Genomic DNA, 16,434 nt, shown 5'->3' on the forward strand with positions numbered 1-16,434 from the left:
AAAGTGTCTGAAAATATATTTTCAGACACTTTTTATATGCTATAATTTTCGTTAATATTATAACAAAGGAGAGCCTGTTAGTATTACTTTTTTTCATTATTAAAAGATATAAGAGAAAATTCAATTTTCATATCATTCTTAGTATCTTTATAATATAGTTCTGCTATATCTAATCCTATTTCATCTCTTGGCATCGGCTCTATTTGGGGCATATTATATAATGCTGTTGCCGGTATAAAATTATAGTATGAATTATACATTTCTTCAAATGCATTTCTATTGTTTATTTTATAATATCCATAGAAGCTTCCTATTAAAACTACTATTGTTATTATAAATATTTTCCATTTTTTACTTAGCTGTTTCATGAAAGCACCTACTTTTCATTATAGTAATCTTGTATGTCATTTTTATTATCTTCTAAACTTTTTATAAAGTTATAGGTTGGATGATGATTTTCTTTTATGTAATTTATATTACTTGGTACTCTTGCTATCCTTTTCCCCTCTACATCTACATATTTTTCACTAAGTTGATTGTAAATTTTATTTTTCATTTTTCAAGATCTATATTTTTTTAAATTCTTCTGCTCGATTGAGGATACCATTTTCAAGATTGTTGTAATATTCATTACTTACATTTATAAAATCAAGGTTTCTTTTTTTCATTATATTTATTATATTGACCGCATCTAAATCAGCCTTATAATCATCATTCCCTATACTTGGCTTAGTATCGGCTACATCTGTTGTATCACCTAACCACCCTGACATGTCATTTGTATTTTCATGTCCTCCACGCAAATCTGCAAGACGTGATTTTCCATACAGATGCGTAGCCATTGTAATATATTGATGAGAAAAGTCTGTTTTACCTTTAAACGCATCTATCTGTTTATTCCACAATTTTTCAAACTCATCCTCTGTTATTTCACGTCCTAATACCGTTTCCATAGTTTTTTTATATTGTGGAAGTAGTTCTTTTTGTATAGTATTATAGTAGCCATAATTTTCATGCTGTATTCTAACTTTATATTTTAAATATACGTATTCGCTTTCGGTTAGTTTGAAATTTATTGTCATTTGTTCCTTTATATCTAGATCTTTATACATTTGACCAGCTGTATTATTCCACATAAACCGTTTCAATAAACCGTTATCCTCATGACCATAACTCAACCCACCAAGTAATCTCGTAAACACATAGTCTTTTCTATCTTTTCTTATTTTAGGATTATTATAAATATTTCTTTTAAGCTTTACAATTATTCTTGCTGCTTTATCGTCAAAACCATATTGAACTTTTAAGGTCTCCTTATAGTCAAGCTCATCTTGGGTATAATCTCTTTCTTGCCATTTACCTTCTATTATATCCGTCCACTCCATCTCTTCTCTACTTGGTATTGAGAACGTTTTTGAAAAAGGACTCCATCTTTTTTCTGCTATTGCCATTCTTTGTTCAACTACATTCTCTAAAGCTTCTATGATTTTCCAAGTGTTATCCCCCCTATTAGAAATTGGGGGGGCATAGTTATTTTTTGACTCGAAAATTAAAAAATACAACGTCAATTTTCTTAACCGTGACCATTCTCTTTGATATGTTAATAGCCCTATTGTAGCATCTTACAACCATTTTGACTACTAAAAACAGGTCTTGTCTGACCGCAGATGACCGGCGATGACCGCATGGCTCCGATCATGCTATCGTCTATCTGCTAGACAAGACCTATGATTTTATATAAAGAGTTGATATTGCAATAATTTAACTTTTATGCTACAATGAGCATATACTAAATTTAGGAGGAGTCAAAATGAAAATACTAAATATTATCGTTGGTGTTTTTTACTTAATCTTCGGATTATTCTTATGGAATCATCCTTTAGATACAATTGCTACATATTCAATTGCATTTGGGATAACACAATTATCAGCTGCCAGTGCACTCTTAATTTATAGCTTATATAAAAAGGTAAAACCTATTCCTTGGGGAAATATATTAGTATCCCTTGCAATTGGACTAAGTATGTTCTTAGTACCATTTGTTTCATTAATAGTTATTTTATGGATATTTATTTTTAGTTTTTTAAGTATGTCAATATTTCACCTTCAAAGCCTACTTAGAAACAGGGACCAAAAATGGTATATGATACAGATAGCTCTAGCAGTTTTAGGTATCATTTATTCTTTTATTATGTTATTAAATCCTATTGTAGGATTTGCAACTATAGCTAAAATATTAGCATTTGGAGTCATAACAAACGGTTTATCATATATTTTTTCGTTAAATAAAAATTAGCATAAAAAGTGTCTGAAAATATATTTTCAGACACTTAGATTGTTGACAAAAATACCGAAATATCAAGCTAGTATTGATGTTATGGTATTTTTTTTCAAAAAAAATAAGCCTTAAGGCAAAAATCCAGTAGTATTTAGTAGTATTAAGAGGGTTTATACCTCTCTTAATGCGATTGTTTTCATATTTTGGACGCAACAAGACAGCCAAGCGTACGACTGTACTTTGGCTTTTCCTCTATATCGTGCATACCTGTATCCGTGATTTTGTTTAGAATCCGCAAAGCTACGTTCTATTGTTTCTTTTCTTCTCTTATACAATAGTTTTCCTTCTTTTGATATACGTCTTAACCTAGCTTCATCATAATAATCCGCATTTATATGGCGTCTTATTATTTTCTTTTCGTTTTTATCATCACTCTTATATTGTTTATATCCATTTCTATCAATGTTTCTGTATCTAAATATTTCTCCTGTTCGTTTATCCACATATATATCTTTTTCTTGTAAGTATTTAAAATATTTGTTATCTTTTGATCTTGAGAATCTTCTATATCCTATTACTGAAAATATATTTTTTTTATCTAACTGTTTTAGTATGTCTAGAGAATAATATCCGCTATCTAACGCAACTTTACCTGGTATTAATCCAAAGGTTTTTTCTATCTGATTTAGTCTATCTATATACGGACCGCTATCATGAGTATTACCTGGAGTTATATGGCAATCTATAATTATATTGTTTTTCCCATCGACAGTTCTATGGTCTAAATACATAAAACCTTCTTCTTTATGGTCTCTGTGATAATATCCACTATCCGGATCGGTAGTGTTAATTTTCTGCTTTTTTACAACTTGTTCCTCTTTGTACTCAAAAGGCTTTTTTCCTTTTTTGTTTCTCTCTTCATTTATTTCTTTTTCTAAATCTAATTTTCTTTTTTTTATTTTTGTAGTTACTTCAACTTTGAATTTCTTTTTATTTGCGTTGGCTTTAATATGTGTTGAATCAGTAAAAAACTCATTACCACCTACTAGTTTCTTTTCTATTGCTTGATTTACTATATTAATAAATATTTGTTCGAACACATCAGTTCCTTGGAAACGTCGAATATAGTTTTGTGAAAATGTAGAGTAGTGTGGAACTGGTTTAGAAAATGGTATCCCTAAAAACCATCTAAATGCAGCATCTGTTTCTATTCTTTTTATTGTTTCTCTCATTGATTTTATTCCATAGAAATCTTTTAAAAACACTAATTTGAATAATACTACAGGGTCTAAACAATTTCTACCTGATGTGTGGCTATAGTATTCTTCTGTCAAATCATAAATAAATTTAAAATCAATTGCTTCGGCTACTTTTCTTAAAAAGTGATTTGTAGGAACTAGTTCTGATAACGTCATTAATATTATTTCATCTTTGATATTTTCTTTTTTATTAAACATACTAAAAACCCCCTCTATATACTTATATTATAACATTTTCAGCACTTTTTCTCATTAAAATAGGCTGCTGACTCATGCAGTTTCTGCATTTGTCAACAGCCTGAAAATAATCCTCAACCTAGTGTTGAGGATTATTTTTTTGTGTACTTAATTAATTGTAAGTGTAGTGAGTAATATGTTAAAAAAAAGGAGAGTAAAATGTTTGTGATAGAAATGAGTATATTTTGATGTAATAAAGCTATACGTTATCTTTATCAAAGATAATAAGATATAATTAAAGGGAAAAATGTGTGCTGGAGCGATAGAAAAATGAACTTAGTAGAAGAAAGAGAACTAAATTATAAGATTAATATTGTTAGAGATGAGCTGGAATTTCAATTATTGACAGTTGAATTCGATGCTGTAGATTATTCAAAAATTCATGCGGAGATTGTCGTTAAAAAAGTTAATAATAAAGGATTTATACTAGAATTTCCAGATTATGAAGAAGTACCTAGAGGCTTTTTAGGGCTCATGAACTATTATGCCTTAGGGTATAGTGGTGCAACACTTCATGTCAGGGGAGATAGGGGGAGAAGTGAAAATAAGCAACCTGCTTCAATTTATTTTCCTTTTCTAAATAATAATAGCGATGAGGAGTTATATTATAATTATGCCTATCAAGATGGGATAGATTTCGTGAGTATTCTAAAAAGAGAATTTCCGAATTTAGAGGTGAATGTTGTTGCTAAAGGCCAAGGAGCAGCAATAGGAATTGTGGTTTCAGCTGTAGGAGAGTCAGTTAATAGGCTATTTATTTCAAATGTGCAGAACTTTGATTTTAAATATATTTTTGATAATGATCTTGATGTAGGTGTGTATGATGGAATAAGAGAATATGCGCGTAACTATCCTGAAAGAGAAGAGTATTTATTGATGAGATTAAAAGAAATAGATGTCTTAAAATATGCAGAGAGAGTTGATGCAAAAGTGTATTTTGGATATTCAAATCTAGATGAAAAGAATAGTATTCTTAATAATAAGTTAGAAAGAATATTTAAACAAAACGAAGTTACTATCTTTGAGTGTGAAGAAGAAAATCTTCATGTCAAGTTACTTGAAAAGTGGTTGAAAAATACGATGAAGAGCAGTGCTGATAAGTAATCTTAGTAATTAGAAAAAGATCCGAATCTAGATAGTTACATAAATTTATAGGAGACATGAAGTCTTCGTTTACAAATGTATATTAACATATTAGACTCGGATTATTTATTATTTAAGTTTTTCTAATTCTTTTGTAAGTGATTCTTCTGTCACCGCACCAGCAATTCTAGTTTCAAACGTACCATCACTATTGATTAAGATGTGAGTCGGGAATGAACGAATTGCGTAGTTTATGATGAAGCGGTCATTGACATCGAAAAGAACAGGGTAAGTAGCCCCAAGTTCTTTTGCTTTATTAAGGATTACATCTTTACCTTTGTCTTGAGGACTTTGGTTTTTGAACTCTGCATCATTAGGAGAAGTCATTGATAAAAATACATAGTCTTTATTGTTTTTGTATTTTTGATATACTTTTTCTAATTCTGGAATTTCTCTCATACATGGTCCGCACCAGCTAGCCCACATATTGATATAAACTTTCTTACCTTTGAAGTCGCTAAGTTTTACTGTTTTTCCATCTTTGTCCATAGCTGTGAAATCGTAAGCTTGAACAGCTTTATTTTCGCTAGTTGAAGATGTTGCAGTTTGTTTATTTGTTTCTTCTTTTTTCTCTGAAGAGCCAGAAGAACACGCATTTAAAATTAGAGCACTACTAAGAAGAGTTGCGCTAAGTATTGTTAGTTTTTTCATATTATTTTCCTCCAATTCAAATCACAAGTTTAAGAAAAATATCTAGTTAAAGTGATAAATGATCCACTCAGGATTAAGATACCGATTAAGATAAGGATAATCCCTGAGATAACTTGTGTGTATTTTAGTGTGTTTGTATGTTTTTTGAATAGTTCTAATAATTTTGAAGCGAAGAATGCAACAAGGATAAACGGTAAGATAAATCCTAAGCAGTATGCAAGAATTAAAAGAACACTCATTATTCCAGTATGACTAGATGCATACAGGAAAACACTGGCTAAGATTGGTCCGATACATGGTGTCCAAGAAAAGCTAAAAGTGAATCCCATTAAAAAAGCAAGAATCGGAGTAGTTTTATTTCCTTTTCTTTTAACTTTATTTTTTATTGAAAATTCTTGTTTTAAGAATCCTATTTTAAATACTCCTAGTTGTAATAATCCCATAAAGATGATTAATACACCACTGACGATTTGCAATGTTTTAATATTTTCATTTAAGAAAATACTAATAAAACTTGTTGCAAAAGCTAGGATGAAAAATGTTGAACAAATACCTAGTACGAATGATAGTGTATTTGTAATAGTGTTACGTTTATTGAAGACTAGTTCTCCGCGTTCGTTCATTTCTTTTTTTCCTGCAAGAATACCGATATAGATAGGTAATATAGGTATTACACAAGGAGAAAGGAATGATAGAAGCCCTTCTAAGAAGACAAGAATCATCTTTAAGGCGGAGCTAGCTGTATTAAAATCTGTCATAAAACCCCCTTGAAAATAAAATTTAAAATTACAGGTTTACTATATAATAAAAACGCTTAAAATGCAATTGAACTGCTTATAGAACGTCGTTAATGTTACGAATTTTGCATAATGTAACAGAGAGTTATCGTTATTATTACAAAATTGTTACAAACCTTGAAAAAGGCTTCATGAGAACATATAATGGTAGTATGTCAAGATTATATAACGAAGTTCAACAGAAGTTGAATGAGGTTTATGATATTTATAGTTTAGAAAAAATAGTTTATAGAAATTAAAAATTTAGAAATTAAAACAGTATTTATTATAGATAAATGAGTCGTTTGACTCAAACCTAATTTTAAGGAGATTAGAATAGATGAGTAAATTACAAAAATTAGTAGCCGCAACGGCAATCGTATCAACAGTAGGAGTAGGATTAGCGCAAATCGCAGACGCTGATACATATACAGTAAAGAAAGGTGATACTCTTTGGGATATCGCAATCAACAACGGAACAACTGTTGATCAACTTATGCAAGATAATAACTTAACAAGTTCATTAATCTTCCCTGGAGATAAATTAACTTATAACACAACAGTAGCTCAAGTAGCTCAAGCTAAAGAACAAGGATACTACACAGTAGTATTAGGAGATACTTTAGGAAAAGTTGCTAACAGATTCGGTGTTACAGTAGACGAACTTGTTAAATTAAACAACATTTCAGATCCTAACTTAATCTACGTTGGGACAGTATTAAAAGTTGATGGAAATGCAGTAAAAACTGCTGAAGTAACAGTTCCAAAAGCAACTGTAGTGGAAAACACTCCAGAAAAAACTGTAGCTAAAGTTGACCCAGTTCAAACAGTTGCACCAAAAGCTGCTGCAACAGTAGCTCCAACAGCTCCAGCTGCAGCGTCAAAAGCGGCAGCTACACCAGTGGCTCCAGCGAAAGCTGAAACAAAAGCTGTAGAAACTAAAAAAGAAGAAGCTCCAAAAGCTGAAGTTAAGAAAGAAACACCAGTAGCTACACCAGCTGTAGCTAAAGCAGCAGAAAAACCAGCTGCAACTCCAGCAGTTGCAACAGCAGCACCAACAGTAACAGCTAAAACTCAAGCTCCAGCGGCTGCAGCAACAACTCAAGCAGCATCTTCAAACAAAGGAGCTGCAATCTACCAAGCTGCATTAGCTCAATTAGGAACTTTCCAAGATTGTACAATGTTAGTAACAAATGCTCTTAAAGCAGTAGGAATCAACTTCCACGATTGGCCAGCAGGATACATGAGCTTAGGAACAGTAGTTCCAGCATCTCAAGCTCAACCTGGAGACTTAGTTTACTATGCAAATGGTGGTATGGGAGCAGCTCACATCGGAGTTTACGCAGGTAACGGACAAGCTATCCACGGTGGATGGAATGGAAACCAAACTGTAATTAATACTGCAAACTTAGGTAGTGGACCAGTTTACATCCGCGTTAAATAATTAAAGAATAAATAAGAGTAAGAAGCGATTGGAATATCCAGTCGCTTCTTTTTTTATGTTGTTTATTGACTTCGATGTTGGAAGATATCTATGCTACGATATTAATACTTATTCTCTAAAAGATCCCCATGTACTTGTTCTCTCACTTCCGTTATGTGTTCCAGTAGCGACGTAGTGGCGCTCATTTGAATAGGAAATATAGCTGATCCAAACAAATCCTTCTTTAATTACATAGCTATCATAGTAGATGCGCTCTCCTTTATAATAAGTGTTGGTAACTTTTCCGAGTTTGCAATGACCAGTTTCAGGAATCCTAGTCCATTCTTCAGTTGAATCGTAGCTAGGTCTGATAAATCCTGCGAGATAAGTATCATCACGACTCATAATACGGGCGATACCTCCGCGTTCAGGTGTGCCATCAACATTTTGTTCTACAGAGGTAATAGTTCCTCCATTTACCTCAATCACTATACCGACATGACCGAATTTGTCCCAATCACCCCAATGCCAAATTGCTATGTCTCCTGGAGCTATTTCATCGTCACCCTTGAAATAACGTCTCCAACCAGGAGGAATTGGATTAGTTAGGTAATCGATGGCATTACCATAAATTTGGAAATCCGCGAAATTTTTTACATAAGCCATAGTTAGATCTACGCATTGTGCTCCGTACATTCCATCCATATCAATCCATTTATAGACATTATCCTTTGCCCAGTTAACCATTGTTTGTTGACTTGTCATAATATTTACTCCCTTATATTAAACTATTCTTTGATATTAATATTTAACTTTGTTTCTATAATACGTGTAAGTTCATTTAAACTTTTACCTATATTTTGTAGAGTATTGTCTAGTTTGAGTAGAAAGAAAACCGCTACAAAGATAGGGAAACCTACAGTATTGATAAAATTTAGTATATCCATAAAAAAAAGGTGCGGCTTGAACCGCACCTCCCTCCCTTCTATTATTGAAGTTCGCTTACTTCACGAGTAGTGTAAGTAGCTTTTTTGAATCCTGTAAGGGTATGTTTGTCGTTGTTAAGAACTTTTGTATCAACAATTTTTCTTGCAACAGCCTCTACAGTAGCCTTACTTAAATCATCTTTTGGAAATGATAAAGCGATGTGATAAGTTTTTTTGTTATCAGTATTAAAGTAAATGTTTAATTTTTTCTCCATAATTATATACCCTCCTAAAATTATAGTGATTCTTTTGTGCTTGTGACAATATCTTCAATGTTTTTAGCAATTAGTTTTTTCAACTCTTCGCCGACTTCTTTCAAAGCAGTGTCTTCAGCAGTAGGGGCAACTTCGAAGTTATAACTTTTAACTACTCGTTTTTCTCCCTTAGGTTCGTTATAGTTTAGATGCAAAACTTTTTTTAAAATTTTCATAATAAAAATCTCCCTTGTTTTATATTTATATTTTGTCTTAGGCCTCTGACACTAAACATATCGAAGTGTATACGAGATATTTCTCAACTAAAAAAATTGATTATGGTGAAATTATTTAAGTTAAATTTTATCTTTATAAATTATAATTAAAAAAAGTAGTGGAAATATGCAAGAAATAGTATTATAATATATTAGAAACAAAGGAGGGGAATACAATGAAAGATAATAGATTATTGAAAGTATTATGGGGAATTGTATTAGCTATTTTCTTATGTAGTGCTCTATTTATAGGTATAAGTTATTTTACAGGTGGAGATAATTCTACTAAGAAAAAAGATAACGAAACTACTTCGTCATCATCAAGTGATAAAGATAAGAGCAAGGACAAAGATAAAGAAAAAGACAGCTCTAAGTCTAAATCAAAAGAGAAAAGTGATGAGGAAAAATATAGAGAGAATAAAGATTCTAATAGTAAAGATAATTCATCTTCTTCAAACTCATCTGATAAATCAGAAAGTAATAAATCAAGTAATACTAACAAAACTGTAAGTAATACGCAAAATAATGCTAATAACAATAACAGTAATAGCAATAATAGTAATAATGTAGCAAATAACTCTAATAAAGAAGAGAAAAAAGAAGTAACAGAAGCGAATGGTGGAGCAGTAGCCCCAGGAACATTCAGCAATTCAGAAGCTGCGCATAACTACGCTAATGAAGAAATTAATAGATTGGCAAAAGAGAATAAGAAAAACTATAGTTACACATTAGGTAGAAACGATAAAGGTGAAGTTGTTGTAAAAATTACTGAAGGATAATAGGAGAACTCATAGAACTCTAAAAAGGAGCGCTATGAGTTTTTTCTTTATAGTGTAGCATATGAAATGTGGGGAGTTAAAAGTGAGATGAAATATCTGTAAATCTTAGCAAAATACTATAAGAAGTGGTATAATATAGAGTAAGTATGAAAAAGGATATGAAACTATGAAAAACAACAAGTTCACTAAAATTTTAATATACAGTGTTTGTTCACTTGTTTTAGCGGGTATTATTTTTTTAGCAATAAGTTATTTTGGTAAAGAAGAATCTGTGCAGAAGAATGATACTTCACAAAATTCTAAAAAGCAAGAACAGGTAGATAAAACAAAAGATAAAGAAGATGTTAAAGAAAATAAGACTGAAGAGAACAATGATCGAACTGTAAAACAGCAAGAGGAACAAAAAACTGAGAATAAAAATACTGGCTCAGTAGAGAATAAAGTTACACAAAATGAAAACAAAAATGCAAGTACGGTAAATGGTGGAGAAGTTGCAAAAGCACCAAAACAACAAGATTATAATGGAAAAAAACTATCTAGCTCAGAAGGAGTTGGAACTACAGGAAAAGTGTTTGAATCTCAAAAAGAAGCCCTAGACTTCGGGAAAAAAGAAGTGAAGAGATTGACTGATGAGGACAAAAAATCAAGACAGTTTTCTATTAGTAAGGTTACTGCAGAAGATGGGAGTTTAGTAGGTTGGACAGTGGATATTTTTGAAGACAATAATGAGGAAAAAGTAGTATCAAATCCAGCTACTACAGAAGAAAATAAAGAATAAAAAAAGAATGCGAGGGAATTGCTTAGTATTTAAAAGTATTAAGCGAAAAACTCGCTATCTTTATATTTACATAAAAATAGTAAGAGGTGAGGTGAAAAAATGAGAATAGGAATAGTTGCTGAATTTAATCCGTTACATAGTGGACACAGATATTTAATAGAGTGTGCAAGAAAATTGGCTGATAAAAATAATGGTGAAGTTATTTGTGTGATGAGTGAATTTTTCACACAAAGGGGCGAAGTCGCGATAGTTGATGGTTATACACGCGCTAGAGAGGCTGTGCGAAGTGGTTGTGATATGGTTATTGCTCTGCCTTATCTTGGGAGTGTCGCATATGGTGATGATTTTGCTAAAAAGAGTATAGAGATATTATCTGGTGCTGGAATAACGCACTTAATCTTCGGGACTGAAAATGATGATGTCAGTGTTTTTGAAGAAATTTACACAAAACAGCAAAATAATAATGAAGAAGAATATAAGAAACTATTAAAAACTGGTCTTAATCACGCTAAGATTAATAGTGTATTATATGGTTTGGAAAATAACAATCCAAATTTCAGTTTGGCATATAGTTACTATAAAGCTATTAGAGAAGCGGGATTAAATATCCAAATGATACCTATAAAAAGAGAAGGGCAAGGTTTGAACAATTCAGATATTTCAGGAGAGATTCATCTGAGTGCGACTGCTATAAGGAATAATATAGATGATGAGAAGATAGAGAAATACCTTTCAAAAGAGATGGTTACTGATCTGAGAAGAGAGACTATAGCATCCGAGACCGCGTTATTTCCATATTTAAAATATAAGATTTTATCTTTAGGTAAAGAGGGAATAAAGAAAATTTATGATGTTGGTGAAGGGTTAGAAAATAGAGTTTATGAAGCGTCGCTTAAAGCGGAAAATTATAGTAACTTAGTAGAATTAATATCTACTAAAAGGTATAGTAATAAGAAAATTCAGAGGGTACTGCTACATATTTTAACAAATACTACAAAAGAAGATTACAAAGAGAATTTTTCTACTAATAATTTTAGAGTGCTAGCCGTGAAAAAGAGTAAAGCAGCTATCATAAGAGAGATTAATAGAGAAGGTAAAATTAGTCTTCATCCACTTCTAAATAGCAAAAATAGTATGAAGTTTGAGCAAGATATTAAGGTAGCGAGAATATATGAATTGCTATTTAGTAACAAAGATATCTTTAGAGAAAATGTACAAATAATAGATTAATTGTTAAACAGAGAATTATGTAATATGATTCTCTGTTTTTTGTTTTTTTGTATAAAGGGATAGAATTACTCTTTAATTTATAAATAAAATGAAGAGTTAGTAGTTAATTGATAAAGGTTATTTAGTATTTTAATAATATTATTATAATATTATTTGATTATTTTATGATATATAATGTGATGGATTATATTAAAACTGTAATAAGGAAATATTTTTCCAATTATATTATTTATATAAAAGTTGATAGTAAAAGATATAAGAAACTGAAAAAAGGGTTAAATTATAAAAAAGAAAACGATTTCTTCAGAATGTTAAATAGTTATTTAAAATATATTTTTACGATTTTTTAAAAGTTCACTGGATGAACAATAAAAAGTACTAAGAATAAAGATGATTTTCAACAATAATAACGAAGAATATATTTTATAATTTAATATATATTATACTATTAGGACATGGTTATGATTTGAAAAAAACAGTAAAAATTGGTAAGATATAGGGTATGAAATAATGATTATAAAATAGGATAGTAATGCATATTTGTCTGTGTTTTATTATCCTTTAATGGAGAAAAAAATATTAGTTAAGTCGAAGTGATAAATTTTTAAGGAGGGATGCATCAGTGATAGGAAAAAATAATCAATATTTAAAGAAAACAAAAGAAGGAACAAAAGTAGAAACTTACTCGATTAAGAAATTTAAGGTAGGTACTGCATCAGTAGTGATAGGTGCAAGTATCTTTTTTGGTGCTGGAGCAGTAGCTCAAGCTAGTGAAGAAGTTTCTAAAAACACAACAACAGATAATTCAAAAGATGAGGGTGTGACATTAGGAGGTGCAGTCTCTGAAAAAGCAGTGGCTAAACCAGTTGTTAAAGAAGCTACAAAAGAGGAAGTAGCAGCAGGTGTAGCTGCAAAATTAGGAGTAAAGGAAACTGAAAAAGAAGTTGCAAAAGAGCCTGTAAAAACGTTAGATAAAACACAACTATCAAGCTTTATTAGTGAAATTGAAGGAAAGATTTCAAATGGAGCTTATGCGAGTAAAACAGAAGAGAGTGTGGCTAATTTAGTAGCTGATTTAAATGCAGCAAAAGCAACTTTAGCCAGCGCAACAACACAAGAAGAACTAACTAAAGCATATCAAAAATTAGTGGTTTCTGTTAACTCAAAACTAAGAAATAAACCAGTTGAGAAAAAAGAAACTCCAGTAGTAGAGTCTGCAACTTCTAAGGAAACTGTAGGTGAAAAAGCTGAAAATACTGAAAAGAAAGTTGAGACTAACTCAGCAGGAAATGTGGAGAAAAAAGTTGAGACTAACTCAATTGAAAACACAGGAGCGAAAGATCCTCGTAATGGAAAAGAGATAGCGAAGAATACTGCATTCCGTGCAGCTGTCAATCAAGATCCGAAGGTAGATTTCACATTCTCGATTCCAGATGAGAAGAAAATCTATATCTATAACGAAGAGCATTTTTCATTAGAAATTCCGGTATATTCTGAAACAGGAAAGATTCGTTATGCAACGATTAAGAAAGGATCAAGACAAAGATTCCCAAATGTTGTAGGTACGGAAAATGATCTGGATGTTGAATTTGGATTCACAGCTACGGTAATAAATCGTGCGGAGACAGCAGGAGTAACGTCGGATGCGAGTCAAGCAAATCCTGCGAAAATCGTCATTACGGGTCGTCCGAATGACATACTAAAAAAACATAGGGATTACACAAAACAAGAGAACCAAACATTAAATGTTGGTACTCGTTATATTCAGGTAGTTGATGATCAAGGTAGAGAGAATCTTAAAAAAGGTGATAGTATTGCAGACCCAGGATATTTCTATTTAGTCCTAAAATCACAAGCCAAAAAATATGCACTAAGATCTCAGGGTACGGATGAAAAGATTTCTGTAAGTAGTTTAACAAATCCAACAGCGGAAGATTTGAAGAAAATCAAAGATAGTATTCAATTAGAATATTCAACAACAAACGAAGATGCAAGATTTGCTGATAAACGTGGAACTTTAGTAGAACATCCTGAAGATGTTATTCAATCGGTTAATATCGTTGGAAATAATATTGTTGTTACATTTACAGACGGTTCTACGAAGACAAAACCGGTAAGTGAAATTGTACAAAAAAATATTCCACCGGTTGTTAATCTACCGTATTCAAACGAAGCGAACAGAAATATTTATATATATTCTGGTGAAGAAACAGACCTAACATTTACTGCAACGGATGAATCTAAAATTAAAGATCTAAAACTTCGTGGTCCTGGTGATATTAACTACAATAATGCAACTAGTTTTGGGTTAGCAGTAGGGAATATTGTTGATAGTGCAGTAACTAGTGGAGAAGGTTCTATATCTGAAGATAAGAAAACAGCAACAATTAAAATGACTGGAACTACTAACCTAAGAGATGGTCAAAAGTGGACAAGTGTTATCGTTGCAAAAGATGACAACGATGGAGAAAGTGCACCTTTTAACGGAAGAATTAATGCAACTACTAATCCTGCAGAACGTCAAAAAATAGCGGGATATGTTGAATTCGTAGTGAAAAACCAAACATCAAAATACGATATTAAAGCACCTGAAGGTAAGGTAAGTGTAGTAGATCCTGCGAATGTAACTGCAGAAGAATTTGAAAAAATTAAAGAAAAAGTAAAAATCGAATACTCTCAAACTAACGACGATGCAAATCTTACAAGTAAGAGAGGACAGGCTGTAGACAATCAAGCGACAAGAATTTCTACGATTACAAAAGATGCTAATGGAAATCTTGTTGTGACATATAAAGATGGTTCAACTGATACAAAACCTTTATCAGAGTTCACAAGTTTGAATAAACAACCTGCAATTGATGCAGTTAACAAAGCTGCTGAAGATAAAATTGCGGAAATTAATAGAAATACAAATGCTACTGCTGAAGAAAAAGCAGTTGCAATCGAAAAAGTTAATGCCGATAAGACGAAAGCTTTAACAGCAATTAATGATAACTCGGTGACGACAAAAGCAGCATTAGATAATGCGAAAACATCAGGAACAACAGCGATTAGCAATGATAATCCTGTAGCAACAAAGAAAGATACAGCAAAAGCAGCTATCGATACAGCTTTAAGAGAGAAAGAAGCTGCGATTGATGCGAATAATACTCTGACAACAGAAGAGAAGAATGCAGCGAAAGCAGATGCACAGGCAAAAGCGACTGCAGCGAAAACAGCGATCGACAACGCGACAACAAATGCAGCTGTGGACTCAGCTAAAACTGCAGGTACAACGAGTGTAAGTTCAGTAACACCAACAGCAGTAGCGAAACCAGCGGCTAAGAAAGCTATTGAAGATGCGCTGAATGCGAAAATAGCACAACTTGATGGAAGAAATGATTTAACAACAGAAGAGAAGAATGCAGCCAAAGCAGATGCACAAGCAAGAGCAACGGCAGCCAAAGCAGCAATCGACAATGCAACAACAAATGCAACTGTAGATAGTGCTAAAACATCGGGTGTTGCTGATGTTGAAAGTGTCAATCCACAAGCAAGTCAAAAGAAAACTGATGCAAAAAATGCAGTTGATGAAGCATTAAAAGCAAAAGAAGCAGCTATAGATGCAAATAACGACTTAACAGCGGAAGAGAAAGCAAAAGCGAAAGCTGATGCTAAAGCAAAAGCAGACGCAGCGAAAACAGCAATCGATAACGCAACGACAAATGATGCAGTAACTCAAGCTAAAAACGATGGAGCAACAAGTGTAGATTCAGTAAATCCAACAGCACAAGCGAAGCCAGCAGCTAAGAAAGCAATAGACGATGCCCTAAAAGCTAAAAATGACGCAATCGATGCGAACAACGACTTAACAGCGGAAGAGAAAGCAAAAGCGAAAGCTGATGCTAAAGCAAAAGCAGACACAGCGAAAACAGCAATCGACAACGCGACGACAAACGCAGCGGTAGAACAAGCTAAGGCTGATGGAGCAACATCAGTAAATTCAGTAAATCCAACGGCGCAAGCAAAGCCAGCGGCTAAAAAAGCGATAGATGATGCACTTAAAGCTAAGAACGATGCGATTGATGCGAACAACGACTTAACAGCGGAAGAGAAAGCAAAAGCTAAGGAAGATGCGAAAGCAAAAGCCGACGCAGCGAAGACTGCGATTGACAACGCGACAACAAACGCAGCGGTAGAACAAGCTAAGACAGATGGAGCAACATCAGTAGATTCAGTAAATCCGATAGCACAAGCGAAGCCAGCAGCTAAGAAAGCAATAGACGATGCACTAAAAGCTAAGAACGACGCGATTGACGCGAACAATGACCTAACAGACGAAGAGAAAGCAAAAGCTAAGGAAGATGCGAAAGCAAAAGCAGACGCAGCAAAAACAGCAATCGACAACGCGACGACAAACGCAGCGGTAGAACAAGCTAAGACAGA

Annotated in this window: 18 protein-coding genes; 8 read left to right on the top strand and 10 right to left on the bottom strand. The window is 32.7% G+C overall.

The features are described 5' to 3' along the window. Positions 1-83: 83 nt before the first annotated feature. Genes O3884_RS08490 through O3884_RS08500 form a run of 3 tightly spaced genes read right to left on the bottom strand, consistent with a single transcriptional unit; the run spans position 84 to position 1,451 of the window. Complete coding sequence (locus O3884_RS08490) at positions 84-368, bottom strand: TipC family immunity protein (RefSeq protein WP_003147518.1); 285 nt, start codon at positions 366-368, stop codon at positions 84-86. Between the two features lie 8 nt (positions 369-376). After that, positions 377-556: a hypothetical protein gene (locus O3884_RS08495; protein ID WP_003147520.1), complete on the bottom strand. Its 180-nt coding sequence runs from the start codon at positions 554-556 to the stop codon at positions 377-379. Positions 557-566: 10 nt separating this feature from the next. Further along, a complete protein-coding gene (locus O3884_RS08500) occupies positions 567-1,451 on the bottom strand; it encodes a hypothetical protein (protein ID WP_231124726.1) in 885 nt (294 codons plus the stop codon). Between the two features lie 359 nt (positions 1,452-1,810). Between O3884_RS08500 and O3884_RS08505 the strand changes: the two genes are divergently transcribed. Then, complete coding sequence (locus tag O3884_RS08505; protein WP_006363878.1) at positions 1,811-2,296, top strand: DUF308 domain-containing protein; 486 nt, start codon at positions 1,811-1,813, stop codon at positions 2,294-2,296. Positions 2,297-2,448: 152 nt separating this feature from the next. On the opposite strand, the gene O3884_RS08510 is transcribed toward O3884_RS08505, so the two are convergent. Further along, complete coding sequence (locus tag O3884_RS08510; protein ID WP_102170455.1) at positions 2,449-3,735, bottom strand: IS1182 family transposase; 1,287 nt, start codon at positions 3,733-3,735, stop codon at positions 2,449-2,451. 309 nt (positions 3,736-4,044) lie between these two features. Here O3884_RS08510 and O3884_RS08515 point away from each other — a divergent pair, with 309 nt between their 5' ends. After that, positions 4,045-4,878: an acetylxylan esterase gene (locus O3884_RS08515; protein ID WP_294681906.1), complete on the top strand. Its 834-nt coding sequence runs from the start codon at positions 4,045-4,047 to the stop codon at positions 4,876-4,878. Positions 4,879-4,986: 108 nt separating this feature from the next. On the opposite strand, the gene O3884_RS08520 is transcribed toward O3884_RS08515, so the two are convergent. Next, positions 4,987-5,568, bottom strand: a complete 582-nt coding sequence (locus tag O3884_RS08520; RefSeq protein ID WP_294681907.1) for a TlpA family protein disulfide reductase — start codon at positions 5,566-5,568, stop codon at positions 4,987-4,989. Between the two features lie 29 nt (positions 5,569-5,597). After that, entirely contained in the window at positions 5,598-6,326 is a 729-nt protein-coding gene (locus O3884_RS08525; RefSeq protein ID WP_294681908.1) for a cytochrome c biogenesis CcdA family protein, read from the bottom strand. 92 nt (positions 6,327-6,418) lie between these two features. On the opposite strand from O3884_RS08525, the gene O3884_RS08530 reads away from it, so the two are divergent. After that, the gene (locus tag O3884_RS08530) at positions 6,419-6,604 is read left to right on the top strand and encodes a hypothetical protein (protein ID WP_294681910.1); all 186 of its coding nucleotides are present in this window, start codon (positions 6,419-6,421) and stop codon (positions 6,602-6,604) included. A gap of 80 nt (positions 6,605-6,684) precedes the next feature. Then, the gene (locus O3884_RS08535) at positions 6,685-7,788 is read left to right on the top strand and encodes a LysM peptidoglycan-binding domain-containing protein (RefSeq protein WP_371452915.1); all 1,104 of its coding nucleotides are present in this window, start codon (positions 6,685-6,687) and stop codon (positions 7,786-7,788) included. Positions 7,789-7,896: 108 nt separating this feature from the next. On the opposite strand, the gene O3884_RS08540 is transcribed toward O3884_RS08535, so the two are convergent. Genes O3884_RS08540 through O3884_RS08555 form a run of 4 tightly spaced genes read right to left on the bottom strand, consistent with a single transcriptional unit; the run spans position 7,897 to position 9,183 of the window. Beyond that, complete coding sequence (locus O3884_RS08540; RefSeq protein WP_371452916.1) at positions 7,897-8,532, bottom strand: CHAP domain-containing protein; 636 nt, start codon at positions 8,530-8,532, stop codon at positions 7,897-7,899. Positions 8,533-8,555: 23 nt separating this feature from the next. Continuing rightward, a complete protein-coding gene (locus O3884_RS08545; RefSeq protein WP_081450713.1) occupies positions 8,556-8,714 on the bottom strand; it encodes a YvrJ family protein in 159 nt (52 codons plus the stop codon). A gap of 41 nt (positions 8,715-8,755) precedes the next feature. Then, the gene (locus tag O3884_RS08550) at positions 8,756-8,968 is read right to left on the bottom strand and encodes a DUF2922 domain-containing protein (RefSeq protein WP_060913398.1); all 213 of its coding nucleotides are present in this window, start codon (positions 8,966-8,968) and stop codon (positions 8,756-8,758) included. A 20-nt stretch (positions 8,969-8,988) separates the two neighbouring features. Further along, positions 8,989-9,183 carry a DUF1659 domain-containing protein gene (locus O3884_RS08555; protein WP_060913399.1) on the bottom strand — a complete coding sequence of 65 codons (195 nt, stop codon included), beginning with the start codon at positions 9,181-9,183 and terminating at the stop codon, positions 8,989-8,991. Positions 9,184-9,398: 215 nt separating this feature from the next. On the opposite strand from O3884_RS08555, the gene O3884_RS08560 reads away from it, so the two are divergent. The 4 genes from O3884_RS08560 to O3884_RS08575 form a co-directional block, all read left to right on the top strand. Then, positions 9,399-10,001: a hypothetical protein gene (locus O3884_RS08560; protein WP_371452920.1), complete on the top strand. Its 603-nt coding sequence runs from the start codon at positions 9,399-9,401 to the stop codon at positions 9,999-10,001. Positions 10,002-10,167: 166 nt separating this feature from the next. After that, positions 10,168-10,779: a sarcalumenin gene (locus O3884_RS08565; protein WP_371452923.1), complete on the top strand. Its 612-nt coding sequence runs from the start codon at positions 10,168-10,170 to the stop codon at positions 10,777-10,779. Positions 10,780-10,878: 99 nt separating this feature from the next. Next, positions 10,879-12,009: a tRNA(Met) cytidine acetate ligase gene (locus O3884_RS08570; RefSeq protein ID WP_371452925.1), complete on the top strand. Its 1,131-nt coding sequence runs from the start codon at positions 10,879-10,881 to the stop codon at positions 12,007-12,009. Positions 12,010-12,631: 622 nt separating this feature from the next. Further along, positions 12,632-16,434 (top strand): sialic acid-binding adhesin (locus O3884_RS08575; RefSeq protein WP_371452927.1); only part of this gene is annotated, 3,803 nt, incomplete at its 3' end.

Origin of the sequence: Gemella sp. 20925_1_85, from assembly GCF_041433735.1 — a bacterium.
In the GTDB taxonomy this organism is placed as follows: domain Bacteria; phylum Bacillota; class Bacilli; order Staphylococcales; family Gemellaceae; genus Gemella.

Coding starts and splice junctions, on each gene's coding strand:
- O3884_RS08490 (WP_003147518.1), bottom strand. CDS start 368: ATGAAACAGCTAAGTAAAAAATGGAAAATATTTATAATAACAATAGTA.
- O3884_RS08495 (WP_003147520.1), bottom strand. CDS start 556: ATGAAAAATAAAATTTACAATCAACTTAGTGAAAAATATGTAGATGTA.
- O3884_RS08500 (WP_231124726.1), bottom strand. CDS start 1,451: ATGGCAATAGCAGAAAAAAGATGGAGTCCTTTTTCAAAAACGTTCTCA.
- O3884_RS08505 (WP_006363878.1), top strand. CDS start 1,811: ATGAAAATACTAAATATTATCGTTGGTGTTTTTTACTTAATCTTCGGA.
- O3884_RS08510 (WP_102170455.1), bottom strand. CDS start 3,735: ATGTTTAATAAAAAAGAAAATATCAAAGATGAAATAATATTAATGACG.
- O3884_RS08515 (WP_294681906.1), top strand. CDS start 4,045: ATGAACTTAGTAGAAGAAAGAGAACTAAATTATAAGATTAATATTGTT.
- O3884_RS08520 (WP_294681907.1), bottom strand. CDS start 5,568: ATGAAAAAACTAACAATACTTAGCGCAACTCTTCTTAGTAGTGCTCTA.
- O3884_RS08525 (WP_294681908.1), bottom strand. CDS start 6,326: ATGACAGATTTTAATACAGCTAGCTCCGCCTTAAAGATGATTCTTGTC.
- O3884_RS08530 (WP_294681910.1), top strand. CDS start 6,419: ATGTTACGAATTTTGCATAATGTAACAGAGAGTTATCGTTATTATTAC.
- O3884_RS08535 (WP_371452915.1), top strand. CDS start 6,685: ATGAGTAAATTACAAAAATTAGTAGCCGCAACGGCAATCGTATCAACA.
- O3884_RS08540 (WP_371452916.1), bottom strand. CDS start 8,532: ATGACAAGTCAACAAACAATGGTTAACTGGGCAAAGGATAATGTCTAT.
- O3884_RS08545 (WP_081450713.1), bottom strand. CDS start 8,714: ATGGATATACTAAATTTTATCAATACTGTAGGTTTCCCTATCTTTGTA.
- O3884_RS08550 (WP_060913398.1), bottom strand. CDS start 8,968: ATGGAGAAAAAATTAAACATTTACTTTAATACTGATAACAAAAAAACT.
- O3884_RS08555 (WP_060913399.1), bottom strand. CDS start 9,183: ATGAAAATTTTAAAAAAAGTTTTGCATCTAAACTATAACGAACCTAAG.
- O3884_RS08560 (WP_371452920.1), top strand. CDS start 9,399: ATGAAAGATAATAGATTATTGAAAGTATTATGGGGAATTGTATTAGCT.
- O3884_RS08565 (WP_371452923.1), top strand. CDS start 10,168: ATGAAAAACAACAAGTTCACTAAAATTTTAATATACAGTGTTTGTTCA.
- O3884_RS08570 (WP_371452925.1), top strand. CDS start 10,879: ATGAGAATAGGAATAGTTGCTGAATTTAATCCGTTACATAGTGGACAC.